Annotated in this window: 11 protein-coding genes; 9 read left to right on the forward strand and 2 right to left on the reverse strand. The window is 73.1% G+C overall.

Annotation, left to right across the window (positions count from 1 at the left end; all coding sequences use genetic code 11):
• Nucleotides 1–219: 219 nt before the first annotated feature.
• The 3 genes from HFV08_RS32610 to fahA all read left to right on the forward strand — a co-directional run bounded on the left by HFV08_RS32610 (nt 220) and on the right by fahA (nt 3,469).
• Nucleotides 220–612, forward strand: coding sequence for an Imm50 family immunity protein (locus HFV08_RS32610; RefSeq protein WP_168543249.1), 393 nt, complete (start codon nt 220–222; stop codon nt 610–612).
• Between the two features lie 448 nt (nt 613–1,060).
• The gene (locus HFV08_RS28045; protein WP_168543250.1) at nt 1,061–2,080 is read left to right on the forward strand and encodes a DUF5954 family protein; all 1,020 of its coding nucleotides are present in this window, start codon (nt 1,061–1,063) and stop codon (nt 2,078–2,080) included.
• A gap of 141 nt (nt 2,081–2,221) precedes the next feature.
• A complete protein-coding gene (gene fahA / locus HFV08_RS28050; protein WP_168543251.1) occupies nt 2,222–3,469 on the forward strand; it encodes a fumarylacetoacetase in 1,248 nt (415 codons plus the stop codon).
• 28 nt (nt 3,470–3,497) lie between these two features.
• Here fahA and HFV08_RS28055 read toward each other — a convergent pair whose 3' ends face one another.
• Nucleotides 3,498–4,238: an SDR family NAD(P)-dependent oxidoreductase gene (locus HFV08_RS28055; protein WP_168543252.1), complete on the reverse strand. Its 741-nt coding sequence runs from the start codon at nt 4,236–4,238 to the stop codon at nt 3,498–3,500.
• Between the two features lie 460 nt (nt 4,239–4,698).
• Here HFV08_RS28055 and HFV08_RS28060 point away from each other — a divergent pair, with 460 nt between their 5' ends.
• From HFV08_RS28060 to HFV08_RS28085, 6 genes are all read left to right on the forward strand, one after another.
• Complete coding sequence (locus HFV08_RS28060) at nt 4,699–5,565, forward strand: GntR family transcriptional regulator (protein WP_168543253.1); 867 nt, start codon at nt 4,699–4,701, stop codon at nt 5,563–5,565.
• Between the two features lie 185 nt (nt 5,566–5,750).
• A complete protein-coding gene (locus HFV08_RS28065) occupies nt 5,751–5,978 on the forward strand; it encodes a 4Fe-4S dicluster domain-containing protein (RefSeq protein WP_168543254.1) in 228 nt (75 codons plus the stop codon).
• Between the two features lie 13 nt (nt 5,979–5,991).
• Entirely contained in the window at nt 5,992–7,485 is a 1,494-nt protein-coding gene (locus HFV08_RS28070) for an ABC transporter substrate-binding protein (RefSeq protein WP_168543255.1), read from the forward strand.
• Nucleotides 7,482–8,387, forward strand: a complete 906-nt coding sequence (locus HFV08_RS28075) for an ABC transporter permease (protein ID WP_168543256.1) — start codon at nt 7,482–7,484, stop codon at nt 8,385–8,387. Before HFV08_RS28070 ends, HFV08_RS28075 begins: the two co-directional genes overlap by 4 nt.
• The gene (locus HFV08_RS28080) at nt 8,384–9,175 is read left to right on the forward strand and encodes an ABC transporter ATP-binding protein (protein ID WP_168543257.1); all 792 of its coding nucleotides are present in this window, start codon (nt 8,384–8,386) and stop codon (nt 9,173–9,175) included. Before HFV08_RS28075 ends, HFV08_RS28080 begins: the two co-directional genes overlap by 4 nt.
• 70 nt (nt 9,176–9,245) lie before the next feature.
• Nucleotides 9,246–12,050 (forward strand): fumarate reductase/succinate dehydrogenase flavoprotein subunit, encoded by a 2,805-nt coding sequence (locus tag HFV08_RS28085; RefSeq protein ID WP_168543258.1) that lies wholly within the window; start codon nt 9,246–9,248, stop codon nt 12,048–12,050.
• Nucleotides 12,051–12,138: 88 nt separating this feature from the next.
• Here HFV08_RS28085 and HFV08_RS31950 read toward each other — a convergent pair whose 3' ends face one another.
• Entirely contained in the window at nt 12,139–12,438 is a 300-nt protein-coding gene (locus HFV08_RS31950) for a winged helix-turn-helix transcriptional regulator (protein ID WP_246342138.1), read from the reverse strand.
• Nucleotides 12,439–12,540 lie beyond the last annotated feature (102 nt).

Genomic DNA, 12,540 nt, shown 5'->3' on the forward strand with positions numbered 1-12,540 from the left:
AACACATCCGAGCTCAGATCTGCCACGCAGGGAAAACCTACCCGTCTGTATACGTGACCTGGCCCAGCACGATGCCCCGTAGTGGATTCGGTGCGCACCAGCGGCAGCAGGAGTTCCGTGACCACGGCACTCTCGGGGGGGCAGCCCAGTAGAAGGCGGCGTGCGTGACCAAGGCCCCTCACACTCAACGTATGGCCTTCGGGGAAGAGCGACTATGTCTTGGTTGAATCATGTGACCAATCCTGCAGGTCTGGAAAATATCTACACCGAAGGAACCCCTCCCTCTCAGGCGTTTCACTGCACGAAGTAAGACTGGTTCGCGACGGACCATCTCTCATTCTCCGATTCGACCTAAAAAGACCTCCTCAGAATCCACCCACAAAATGGATCACAAAGGAATTCAACACAGTGCAATTGGAAATTACACTTGGGGGGATTCACGAGGTGCGACTCGACGGCTTCGCGACGACAACAAGGGCAGACATCTCCCTCACGAAGCCAGATCTGGTGACTCTCAAAGTGAATTCCGAGGGCGTCAAAATCAGCGCCACTGCAGATACAGCCTTCTTGTCCAAGGTTTCAGCGTACCGCAACGGAAATGAGACACACTGAACGGATCCGAAAGTCGAGCATCTTGTTCGGGAAGAAGCCTTCGGCATCGAAGATTTCACAGCCACCGAATTGTGCGCCCGCACAATCGACCTGGTAACCCTGGAAAGCAGCGCTCAGCGCAGCAAGTGAGCTGTGAACAAGAGCCGGTCGGTCGAGATTTCCGTCGGAGCGACTCATCGGAGCGACCCACTCGTCCGGCGTGAGACTCCAGTTGGAGGACCGCGACGCTGCCGCAGCAGCCCGAGGCGAACTCGGCGCGAGATGCGAGGCACACCGTGAGTGCGTCGACCCACGGCCCGGCCTCCCGCCCCGTCGCCGATGCCGAGAGCCCCAGCACGCCCGGGGGCGCACGCCCCCACCGCACCCCACCCCCACCCCCACCCCCACCCCCACCCGGTGAATATGCCATACGCCCTCCCCACCCCTCCCCCTTCGTCACAATGGGGTCATGGTCGATGACTGGAAGCGACAACTGGACGCCCTCCACGCCGGGTTGAGGGAGCGGGACCACCCGGCGGAGCTGGTGGTGGAGACCGAGGCGATGGAGGCGTCCGAGCGGTATCCGGGAGTGACGCTGCGCGGGCCGGTCTTCGGGGTGGCTGTGCGGGATCCGGCGCGAGGGCCCGAGTGGCGGGTGCTGAAGTCGGTGACGGACGGGACGCCGCAGCAGGCACGGGACGCGCTCCAGTCGTACCTGTGGTTCCGGGCCAAAGACGACACCGAGGACCGTACGGAGCGCCGGGCGCTGCTGGCCGCGGTCTCGGTGCTGGAGCGCGAGCCCGTGGACGAGGTGGAGGTCCTCGGCGCGCGCTACCGGGTGATCCGCGGCGACGAGTTCGCACGCGGGGGCGTGAGCGGCCTCGAACCGCCCCGGGCCACGGATCCGGAACCGCTGAAGCGGGTCTGGGAGCACCACCCCTATGTCCCGCCGGACCCGGAGGGCTTCGTACTGGAGCCCGGCCACGGCGAGACCAGCCTCTCCGCCGGGGCGCTGCGGCTGGGGCTGCGCGAGTTCGCGTACACGGATTTCGGGTTCCCCTCGCAGGTGTGCCGGGAGTCCGAGGCGTCGGTGCGGAGTCATCCGGAGATCGTCCTGCTGCCGGTGGCCTTCGGGGTGATCGAGAAGAACGGGCCCGGCTGGACTCCGCACGGCGTGCTGATGCCGACCCCGCACGACGCCCGGCTGCTGCTGTACGACGGCCTGCGGGAGTTCTGGGCGAAGATCTACCGTCTCGACGCGAGGGTCACGGCCCGGTACGCGGCGGCGGCCGAGGAGTTCCGGGCGGCGGAGCGGGCGAACGAGGCGCGGGTCGGCAGAGAGGTCTACCGGATCTGCCGGGTGGAACGCCTGGTCCGCGTCGGCGGGGACGGGCCCGAACCACCGCGCGCCTCGGACGTCGAGACCAGTGAGCCGATGGCCCTGCACCCGAAGATGGACGAGGACGGGACGATCCACTTCGGCTCCTGATCCCGCACTTCATTCCCCATCACCGTCCGTTAATCGGACGCACATTTCATAAATCGGGGCTCCCGCCGTCCCCTTCGTCTCCGCCCCCCGCTACCGTGGGCCGCACGAGTACCCAGCGCACGGAGAGCGAGGCACCGACCGATGCCCGAGCAGCAGTCCGCGGACAGCCCGTTCGATCTGGCCGAGGGGCATCCCTTCGGGCCGCACAATCTTCCGTACGGCGTGTTCTCCCCCGGCGGTTCCGGTGAGCGCCGGGTCGGGGTGCGGCTCGGGGAGTTCGTGCTCGACGCGGGGGCGGTGGCGGGGGTGCTGGGGTCGCCGCACGCCGGTGTGCTCTCGCAGGCGACGCTCAACCCGCTGATGGCGGCGGGCCGCGGGGTCTGGAGCGAGGTGCGGCGGCAGCTGACCGCCTGGGTGACCGAGTCCGCGTACCGCGAGACGGCGGCCGCGTACTTCCACCCGCTGGCCGAGGTGGCCCTGCACCTGCCGTTCGAGGTGGCGGACTACGTCGACTTCTACGCCTCGGAGAACCACGCGCGGAACCTCGGCCGCCTGTTCCGGCCGGATGCCGAGGACTCGCTGATGCCCAACTGGAAGCATCTGCCGGTGGGTTACCACGGCAGGGCGGGGACCGTCGTGGTCTCGGGTACGGAGGTCGTACGGCCCTCGGGGCAGCGCAAGACGCCGGCCGATCCGGTGCCGGTGTTCGGGGCCTCGGTGCGGCTCGACATCGAGACGGAGGTCGGCTTCGTGGTCGGCGTGCCGACGGAGATCGGGCAGCCGGTCGCGCTGGCGGACTTCCGGGAGCACGTCTTCGGGCTGACCCTGCTCAACGACTGGTCGGCGCGGGACATCCAGGCCTGGGAGTACGTGCCGCTCGGCCCGCACCTCGGGAAGTCCTTCGCGACCTCGGTCTCGGCGTGGATCACCCCGCTGGAGGCCCTGGACGCCGCGCGGATCGCGCCGCCCGCCCGCACCCACGAGCTGCTCCCCTACCTCGACGACACCCTGGAGGAGCTGCGCGGCGAGCCCGGCGGCTACGACCTGCGGATCACTGTGGAGCTGAACGGCCAGGTGATCTCCGAGCCGCCCTTCTCCACCATGTACTGGACCGCCGCCCAGCAGCTCGCCCATATGACGGTGAACGGCGCCTCGCTGCGCACCGGGGACCTCTACGGCTCCGGCACCGTCAGCGGCGGGACCGAGGGCGAGCGCGGCTCCCTCCTCGAACTCAGCTGGGGCGGCAAGAACCCCCTCGAACTCCCCGACGGCAAGCGCACCTTCCTGGAGGACGGCGACGAGGTCACCATGACCGCCTGGGCCCCGGGGCCGGGCGGCACCCGGGTCGCCCTCGGCGAGGTACGGGGGCGGATCGCGGCGGCGCGGTAGCGCCGGCGGGGGCGGACCTGGACCGCCCTCACCGCCCCCCGGCCACCCGTACCACCGTCCCCGTCGCGTAGGAGGCGTCCTCGGAGAGGAGCCAGGCGACGGCGGCGGCGATCTCCTCGGGTTCGCCGGGGCGGCGCAGCGGGGTGTCGCGGGCGACCCGGGCGGGGCGGTCGGCGTCGCCCATCTCGGCGTGGATGCCGGTGTTGACGACACCGGGGGCGACGGCGTTGACGCGGATGCCCTCGGGGCCGAGTTCCTTGGCGAGGCCGAGGGTGAGGGTGTCGACGGCGGCCTTGGCGGCGGCGTAGTGGACGTACTCGCCGGGGCTGCCGAGGGTGGCCGCGGCGGAGGAGATGTTGACGATGGCACCGCCGCCGTTCGCGGTCATGTCCTGGGCGGCGCGGCGGCAACTGAGCAGTGTGCCGAGGATGTTGACGTCGAGGACGCGCCGCAGACCGGCGGTCTCGGCCTTGGCGAGCGGGCCGAGCGGGCCGGTGACCCCGGCGTTGTTCACCAGGCCGGTGACCGGGCCGAGTTCGGCGGCCGCCCGGTCGAACAGCCGCTCCACTTCCGCCTCTTCGGCGACATCCACCCGGACGGGCAGGCAGCGCACGCCGGCCGCCCGTACCGCCGCGGCCGTCTCCTCGGCGGCCCAGCCGTCGGTGCGGTAGCCGAGGACCAGATCGTGGCCCTCGGCGGCCAGGCGGACGCAGACGGCGGCACCGATTCCGCGGCTGCCGCCGGTGACGATGGTGACCGGACGTGGCACTGGACCTCCCGTGGGTGCGCGCGGCCGCACCGGGGCCGTACGCGGACGGCGGGCCGTCCGCGGGCGGGCGGACGCGGGGCGGTCGGCGGGAACAGTCGCGGGCCCGGGCGGGCCGCCCGCTCAGCGTCTCACTCCCCCGGGCCGCGCGGGTACGTCTTCCCGGCCGCCACCCGGGGGTTTCGGAAGGGCGCGCGGAGCTGCCGAGGCGGTACGCGCCCGTACGGGACGAGCGTGCCGTACGGCGGGCGGACCTGCCGAGGAGGGGCGCGGCCGTAGGGGACGCGCGTCCGGCGGCCCGCGCCGCCTGGCGTCCACAGTGCGGACACCGGGCGGCGCGGTACTGGCAGATCTTGCCGCGGCGGGCGGAAATGCGCAGGTCAGAGGCGGTCGGGCACGGGGCGGGGGTGGCGCAATACTGCGGCAACACCCCGGGCGGGCGGGCCTGGCTAGGGTCCTTGGCATGTCAGCCGAACGCATCCGCGAGCACGCCGGAGCCGGGGCGCGAACCGTCGCCGCGCACCGGCGGCGGCTGCGTGCGGACCGGGCCCGGCAACTCGCCGACCTGCTGCGCCGCCAGGTCCTGAGCGGCGGCTTCCCGGACGGGACGCTGCCGCACGAGGCGGCCCTCGCCGGGGACTACGGCGCCAGCCGCAACACGGTGCGCCAGGCGCTCGGGCTGCTGCGTGCCGAGGGGCTGGTCGAGCGGCTGCCCGGGGTGGGCACCGTGGTCGTGGCCGAGAAGTGCACCCACGGCCTGGAGCGGCTGCGCGGGCTCGGCGAGACGCTGCACGAACAGGGCAGGGTGACCAACGAGGTCCGCACCGTCCAGCCGGTCACCGCGCCCGCCCCGGTCGCCGAGCGGCTGGGTCTGCCCGCGGGCGCCGAGGTCCTGTACATCGAACGGCTGCGCAGCCTCGGCGGTGTCCCGCTCTCCCTCGACCTCACCTATCTGCCGCTCGACCTCGGCAGCGGGCTGCTCGGCGCCGACCTGGAGAACACCGATGTCTTCCGCCTCCTCGAGGCGCTGACCGGGCAGTCGCTCGGGCACGCCGAGATCACCCTGGAGGCGGTCACCGCGGACGCCCACTCGGCGGCCGTGCTCGGGGCGCCGCGCGGTGCGGCGGTGCTGATGCTCGAACGCCTCACCCATCTCGCCGACGGGCGGCCCGTGGACCTGGAGTTCATCCGCTTCCGGGGCGACCGCATCGCCATGAGCGGACTGCTGCACCGGACCGCCGACACCCGCTCACAGACCCGGCCACGAACCCGGACCCGGACCGAGACCGAGCCCCCGGCCCAGCCGGGGACCCGGCCCCACACCCCCTAGACCCGAACCGGCTGCCGGACCCGAACCGGCCGCGCCCACCGCCACCGCGTTCCATGCCAACTCCGCACGCGTACAGCCCCGTTCCGCACGCCCTCGTTCCGTACGCCCGGCTCCCGCGCTCGTACGCCGGTCCCGCGCTCCCTTCCCGGAATTCCGCCCCTCCTCCCCTCCCCCTGGAGTCAGCCATGCCCTTGGCACCCCAACGGGCCGATGTGCCCGTGACCATCGACGAGTCGAAGTGCATCGACGGCTGCACGCTGTGCGTGGACATGTGCCCCCTCGACTCCCTCGCCATCCACGAGGAGAGCGGCAAGGCCTATATGCACGTGGACGAGTGCTGGTACTGCGGCCCGTGCGCGGCCCGCTGTCCCACCGGAGCCGTCACGGTCGACATGCCCTATCTGCTCCGGTGAGAGGCCCCCTGCCATGCACGACGAGACCAGCCACCCGCACACCGGGACCGGACACCCGCACACCGGGGCCCGGCACCGCCCGAAACGCGCCCGCACCCCCGCCCGCGGCGCCCTCCGCGCCACCCCGCTGCCCCAACTCCTCTGCTGCGCCGCGCTGTTGGTGCCGCTCGCCGGATGCGGATCCACCGGCGGCGGGGACGGGTCCACGGTCACCGTCACGGTCGGCTACCAGTCCAAGACGATCAACACCGTCACCGCCGGGACGCTGCTGCGCTCGCTGGGCGCCTTCGAGAAGGAGCTGCGCGCGCTCGGCAGACGGGACGGCAGGACGTACCAGGTGAAGTGGCAGGACTACGCGACCGGGGCGCCGATCACCGCGCAGATGACCGCGGGGAAGATCGACATCGGCTCGATGGGCGACTACCCGCTGCTCCTCAACGCCGCCCGCGGCAAGCAGCTGGACCGCCCCACCAAGCTCGTCTCGGTGACCGGCTACAACCTGCGCGGCGGCCTCAACACCGTGGTGAGCAAGCCCGGTTCGGGACTCCAGGATCTCGCGGACCTCAAGGGCCGCAAGGTCTCCACGAGCATCGGCTCGGCCGCGGACGGCACTCTCGTACGGGCGCTCCGGCGTGCCGGACTCGACCCGGACCAGGACATCCGCAAGCTCAACCAGCAGCCCGCGGTGGGTGCTTCGGCCCTGGAGGCGGGCAGTGCGGACGCCCTCTCGCAGTTCGTGGCCTGGCCGGGGCTGCTGGTCCACCAGGGCAAGGCGCGCGCCCTGTACGACGGTGCCGCGCTGAAGCTGCCCACCTTCCACGGGGTCACCGCCCGCGAGGACTTCGCCGAAGGGCACTCCGCCGCGCTGGAGGCCTTCCTCAAGGCGCAGCACACGGCGACGAGTTACCTGCGTGCGCATCCCGTCGCGGCGGCCGAGAAGGTGGCCGCCGCGACCGGGCTCCCGGCCGAGGTGGTCTACCTCTACAACGGCGCGCACGGCATCGCCACCTTCGATCCCACCCTCAAGCCCCCGCTGGTGTCCGCCCTGAAGAAGGACGTACCGGTACTGAAGTCGGCGAAGCTGGTGGGCGAGGTGGACGTGGACGGCTTCGTCGACGACCGTTATCTGAAGCGCGCCCTCGGCACGGCCCCGTACGCCCGGCAGCTCGCCGCCTCGGCCCCGGCCGCGCGGAGCGAGCTGTGGGAGCGCGGCGCCGACCGGACCCGGAGCTTCGCCGACCCGGGCGCGCTGCTGCGGGCGATCGCCACGGCCGGGCCCGACAAGGTGCGGGCCGCCTATGTGCCGGACGGGGTGACGGGCACCCCCTGGTTCGCGGACAAGGCGGTGTGGGTCCGCGGACCGAAGCCCCAAGGCGGCGCGGCACAACGGGAGTTCGCCGCCTTCGTCACTCCCTCGGCGGCGAAGACCTACCTCGCCGGCCACCCCGGCGCGCACCGGATCTCGTATGCCGAGGCGGTCAAGTCGGCGGCGGGTGAGGGGACATGAGGCGGTACGCGCTGCGGGCGCTCTCGCTGGCGGGGGCGCTGGGGCTGTGGCAGTTCCTCACCGCCCGGGATGTCGAACTCTGGCTGAGATTCGCGCAGTTCCCGACGGTGACGGATGTCGCCCGGGCCTTCGGGACGCGTCTCGGTACCGACGCCTACTGGCAGGACCTCACCGACAGCGTCACCCGGATCGTCCTCGGCTTCGCCCTGGCCGCGGTGCTCGGGGTCGCCGCGGGCACCGCGATCGCCCGCTCCCGCCTGGTGGAGGACCTGCTCGGGCCGCTGCTCGAAGTGGTGCGGCCGATCCCCGCGATCGCCCTGGTGCCGGTGGCGATCCTGCTGTTCCCGAGCAATGAGCAGGGCATCGTCTTCATCACCTGCACCGCCGCCTTCTTCCCGGTGATGGTCTCCACCCGCCACGCGGTGCGCGCCCTGTCCCCGGTGTGGGAGGAGGCGGTGCGCACCATGGGCGGCGGCCGGGCCCGGGTCCTGGTCTCGGTGCTGCTGCCGGGCGCGCTGCCCGGCATCTTCGGCGGGCTCTCGGTCGGTATCGGGGTCTCCTGGATCTGCGTGATCTCCGCGGAGATGATCTCCGGCGAGTACGGGGTCGGGTACCGGACGTGGCAGGACTACACGGTGGTCGACTACCCGGGGGTCCTGGTCGGCATGGTCACCATCGGGGTCCTCGGCCGGCTGACCTCGACCGCGGTGGAGAGCGCCGGACGCCGGGTGACCCGGTGGCTGCCGGGCCGCGAACCGGCGCGGCCCGCGGTGACGGGCCCGGCCGGGAGCCGGGGGCGGGCACGCCGGAACGGACCGGCGCCGGAGGACCGGCAGGCCCCTGCCGTACGCGGCGCGGCCGTGCCGGTCCCCGCGGCATCGGGCGAAGGGAAACAGCCGTGAACGCACTCCCCCGTACGCCCGCGCCCCACCGCCCCGCCGCCGGTCCCCCTACCCCCGGGGCGCGGCTCGCGCTGGAGGGGGCCACCCTCGGCCGCCCCGGGCACCCGGCGCTGCACGGCGTCTCCCTGGAGGTACCGGCCGGGCAGCTCCTCACCGTGGTCGGGCCGTCCGGCTGCGGCAAGTCGACGCTGCTGCGCACCTTCGCCGGGCTGCTGGCGCCCCTCGGCGGGCGGGCCACCGCGGACGGCGAACCGGTGACGGGACCCGCCGCCGACCGCGCCCTGGTCTTCCAGGAGGACGCGCTGCTCCCCTGGCGCACCCTGCGGGGCAATGTCGAACTCCCGCTGGCCGTGCAGAAGGTGACGCGCACTCAGCGCCGCGCCGAGGCCGCGCGCTGGCTCGGCCGGGTCGGACTCGGCGAGTGGGCCGGGCAGTTGCCGCACCGCGTCTCGGGCGGGCAGCGCCAACGGGCCCAGCTGGCCCGAGCGTTGGCGGGCGCGCCCCGGGCGGTCCTGATGGACGAGCCCTTCGGCGCCCTGGATGTGCAGACCCGCGCCGGTATGCAGGATCTCCTGGTCGAGGTCCTGCGCGACACCCGCGCCACGGTCGTCTTCGTCACCCACGACGTCGACGAGGCCCTCTTCCTCGGCGACCGGGTGGCCCTCCTCGGCGAGGGCGCCCTGCTCGGCACCCGGGAGGTGCCGCACCCCCGGGACCGCACCGCCCGCGAGGCGGCGGCGACCCGGGCCCTGCGCCGCGAGGTGCTGGGCGCCCTGACCACGGGCTGACCACCGCCTCCGCAGCACGCACGCCCCAAGTACGCCCGCCCCCAACCCTGTTGCACCGAAAGGCACCCCCATGGAGATCCCCCCGCCCGGTTCCGCCGAGGAGCTCTCCTGCGGCGTCCTCGTCATCGGCGGGGGCACGGCAGGCACCATGGCCGCGCTCACCGCGGCCGAACAGGGCGCGGACGTCCTGCTGTTGGAGAAGGCGCACGTACGGCACTCGGGTGCGCTGGCGATGGGCATGGACGGGGTCAACAACGCCGTCATCCCCGGCCGCGCCGAACCCGAGGACTACGTCGCCGAGATCACCCGCGCCAACGACGGCATCGTCGACCAGCGCACGGTGCGCCAGACCGCCGAGCGCGGCTACGGCATGGTGCGGCGCCTGGAGTCGTACGGGGTGAAGTTCGAGAAGGACGAGCACGGCGAGTACGCGGTGCGCCAAGTGCACCGCTCCGGCTCGTATGTGCTGCCGATGCCGGAGGGCAAGGACGTCAAGAAGGTCCTCTACCGGCAGTTGCGGCGGCGCGAGATGCGCGAGCGGATCCGTATCGAGAACCGTGTCATGCCGGTGCGGGTGCTCACCGCGGACGGCCGGGCCGTGGGCGCCGCCGCCTTCCACACCCGCACCGGCGCCTTCGTCACGATCCGCGCGGGCGCCGTCGTCCTCGCCACCGGGGCCTGCGGACGGCTCGGGCTGCCCGCGAGCGGCTATCTGTACGGCACCTACGAGAACCCCACCAACGCGGGCGACGGCTATGCGATGGCCTACCACGCGGGTGCCGAGCTGACCGGCATCGAGTGCTTCCAGATCAATCCGCTGATCAAGGACTACAACGGCCCCGCCTGCGCCTATGTCGCCAACCCCTTCGGCGGCTACCAGGTCAACCGGCACGGCGAGCGCTTCGTGGACTCGGACTACTGGTCGGGGCAGATGATGGCCGAGTTCGCCGCCGAGGTCGCCTCCGACCGGGGGCCGGTGTATCTGAAGCTGAGCCATCTGCCCGAGGAGTCGGTGAGCGCCCTCGAAGGGATTCTGCACACCACCGAGCGCCCCACCCGCGGCACCTTCCACAGCGGCCGCGGCCACGACTACCGCACCCATGACATCGAGATGCACATCTCCGAGATCGGCCTGTGCGGCGGCCACTCGGCCTCCGGGGTCCGGGTCGACGAGCACGCCCGGACCACGGTGCCGCGCCTCTACGCGGCCGGCGACCTCGCCTGCGTACCGCACAACTACATGATCGGCGCCTTCGTCTACGGCGACCTCGCGGGCCTGGACGCCGCCAAGTACCCGGCCTACGAAGGGGAGTTGCCCGCAGATCAACTGGCCGCCGCGCACGAGCTGATCTACCGGCCGCTGCGCAACCCGGGCGGGCCGCCGCAGCCGCAGGTCGAGTACAAGCTGCGCCGGTTCGTGAACGACTACGTCGCCCCGCCGAAGACCGGCGCCCGCCTCTCGCTGGCCCTGGAGCACTTCCAGCGGATGCGCGCCGACCTGGCGCGGATGGGCGCGACGACCCCGCACGAGCTGATGCGCTGCGCCGAGGTGAGCTTCATCCGCGACTGCGCCGAGATGGCCGCCCGCGCCTCCCTGGCCCGCACCGAGTCCCGCTGGGGCCTCTACCACGAACGCCTCGACCACCCCGCCCGCGACGACGAGGACTGGCTCCACCACCTCGACCTGCGCAAGTCCCCCGAGGGGACGATGGAGTTCACGGCCAGGCCGGTGGCTCCCTATGTGGTGCCGGTCGAGGAGTTCACTCCGGTCGGCGGACCCTCCCGCCACCTGGGCGCGGTGGCGGGGCAGCCGGTGGCGATCGCGGGAGAGGAGACGCCGTCTCCCGCGCCCGCCGGGGATGATCCGTCGCTCTCCTCAAGTGCGGCTGTGCGCGGGCCCGTTGGGGAGACGGCCGGGGTCCCGGACGGACAGGAGGCCGGTGCCCCGGCGGCGCGGGAGCGTCTGCTGCGGGTGGTGGCGCTCGCCGAGGAGCAGCCACAACTCGACGCGCTGGCGGTGTACTTGGCCGACCCCGACCCGGCCGTCCGCAAGGCGGCGGTGGCGACCCTGACCGAGACGGCGCCGGAGGGCACCGGCCCCGCCCTGGCCGCCGCCCTCGCCGACCCGGACCCCGGGGTGCGCGGCGCGGCGGCCTCCTCCCTGCGTGAGGTCGTCGAGACTCTGCCCCCTGAACCCGCCCTGCGCGGCGGCCTGTTGACCGCCCTCGCCTCCCCCGACACCGCGGTACGGGCCGCCGCCCTCGACGTCCTGCGGGCCCTGCGCCTCGCCGGGTCCGAGCTCTTCGCCGGGTCGCTCGACGACGCGGAGACCGCCGTGCGCGTCGAGGCGGTACGGGCCCTCGTCTCCGTGGACGCCGTGGACTCCCTCGCGGTCGCGGCGGGCGACCCCGCCCGCGAGGTACGGGTGACGGTGGCCAAGGGCCTGGCCGCCGTGGACACCGTGCGGGCCGGATCCGGGACCCCGGCGGGCGCGGCCACCGCGGCGGCGGCCGTACGCGAGGTGCTGACCGCCCTGCTCGGCGACCCCGACCACCTGGTCCGCGCCGCCGCCCTCGCCGCCCTGGGCGCGACCGGCTGCCCCGAACCGCTCGCCGCCCGGGCCGTCGGCGCGCTCGCGGACCCCGCCTGGCAGGTACGGGCGGGCGCCGCCGGAGCCCTCGGCGCCGCCGCCTCCCCGGCCGCCCTCACCGCGCTGGCCACCGCCCTCACCGACCCGAACGCCGACGTCCGCAAGGCCGCCGTCCTCGCCCTCGGCCGCCACGCCCCGTCCCAGGAGGCCGCCCGCCGGGCCCTGTCGACGGTGCTGCGCGACCCGGACGCGGACGTACGGGCGTATGCGGGGCGGTGGGTTTGATGGGGGCGGGGGACGGAGGCGCCGATGGTCCTCACCAGGGCGCTCCTGAGCGGGAGTTGAGCGGTGCGGGCAGGCAAGTGAATTGCGCTCAGGCGGAGTTCGCCTCGTCCTGAGCCCGCAGGAGTGCGTCCCCGTGGGTGAAGGCCCAGCGGCCGAAGGAGTCAATGGGGTCCAGGAGGGTGCGGCCGAGGTCGGTGAGCCCGTACTCGACGCGGGGCGGTGCCGCGGGGTGGGTGGTGCGGGAGACCAGACCGTGGTGTTCCAGTCTGCGCAGGGTCTCGGTCAGCACCTTCGCGCTGATGCCGCCGATCCGGGTGCGCAGCGCGCCGTGCCGCAGGGGGCCCTGCCGCAGCGCCCAGAGGACGACCGGGTTCCAGGTGTTGAGCAGGAGGTCGAAGGCCTGACGCGCACGGCAGTCGGCGAGGAAGGCGTCGGGGGTGGGGGCGGGGTCGAGGCCGGGGCCGGGAGTGGGGGCGGAGCCGGATGCAGT

This window comes from Streptomyces physcomitrii (genome assembly GCF_012273655.1).
In the GTDB taxonomy this organism is placed as follows: Bacteria; Actinomycetota; Actinomycetes; order Streptomycetales; family Streptomycetaceae; genus Streptomyces; species Streptomyces physcomitrii.

Excerpts from the sequence above, each read along its gene's own strand:
- HFV08_RS28085 (WP_168543258.1), top strand. The coding sequence starts at position 9,246 with ATGGAGATCCCCCCGCCCGGTTCCGCCGAGGAGCTCTCCTGCGGCGTC.
- HFV08_RS28075 (WP_168543256.1), top strand. The coding sequence starts at position 7,482 with ATGAGGCGGTACGCGCTGCGGGCGCTCTCGCTGGCGGGGGCGCTGGGG.
- HFV08_RS28060 (WP_168543253.1), top strand. The coding sequence starts at position 4,699 with ATGTCAGCCGAACGCATCCGCGAGCACGCCGGAGCCGGGGCGCGAACC.
- HFV08_RS28070 (WP_168543255.1), top strand. The coding sequence starts at position 5,992 with ATGCACGACGAGACCAGCCACCCGCACACCGGGACCGGACACCCGCAC.
- HFV08_RS28065 (WP_168543254.1), top strand. The coding sequence starts at position 5,751 with ATGCCCTTGGCACCCCAACGGGCCGATGTGCCCGTGACCATCGACGAG.
- fahA (WP_168543251.1), top strand. The coding sequence starts at position 2,222 with ATGCCCGAGCAGCAGTCCGCGGACAGCCCGTTCGATCTGGCCGAGGGG.
- HFV08_RS28045 (WP_168543250.1), top strand. The coding sequence starts at position 1,061 with ATGGTCGATGACTGGAAGCGACAACTGGACGCCCTCCACGCCGGGTTG.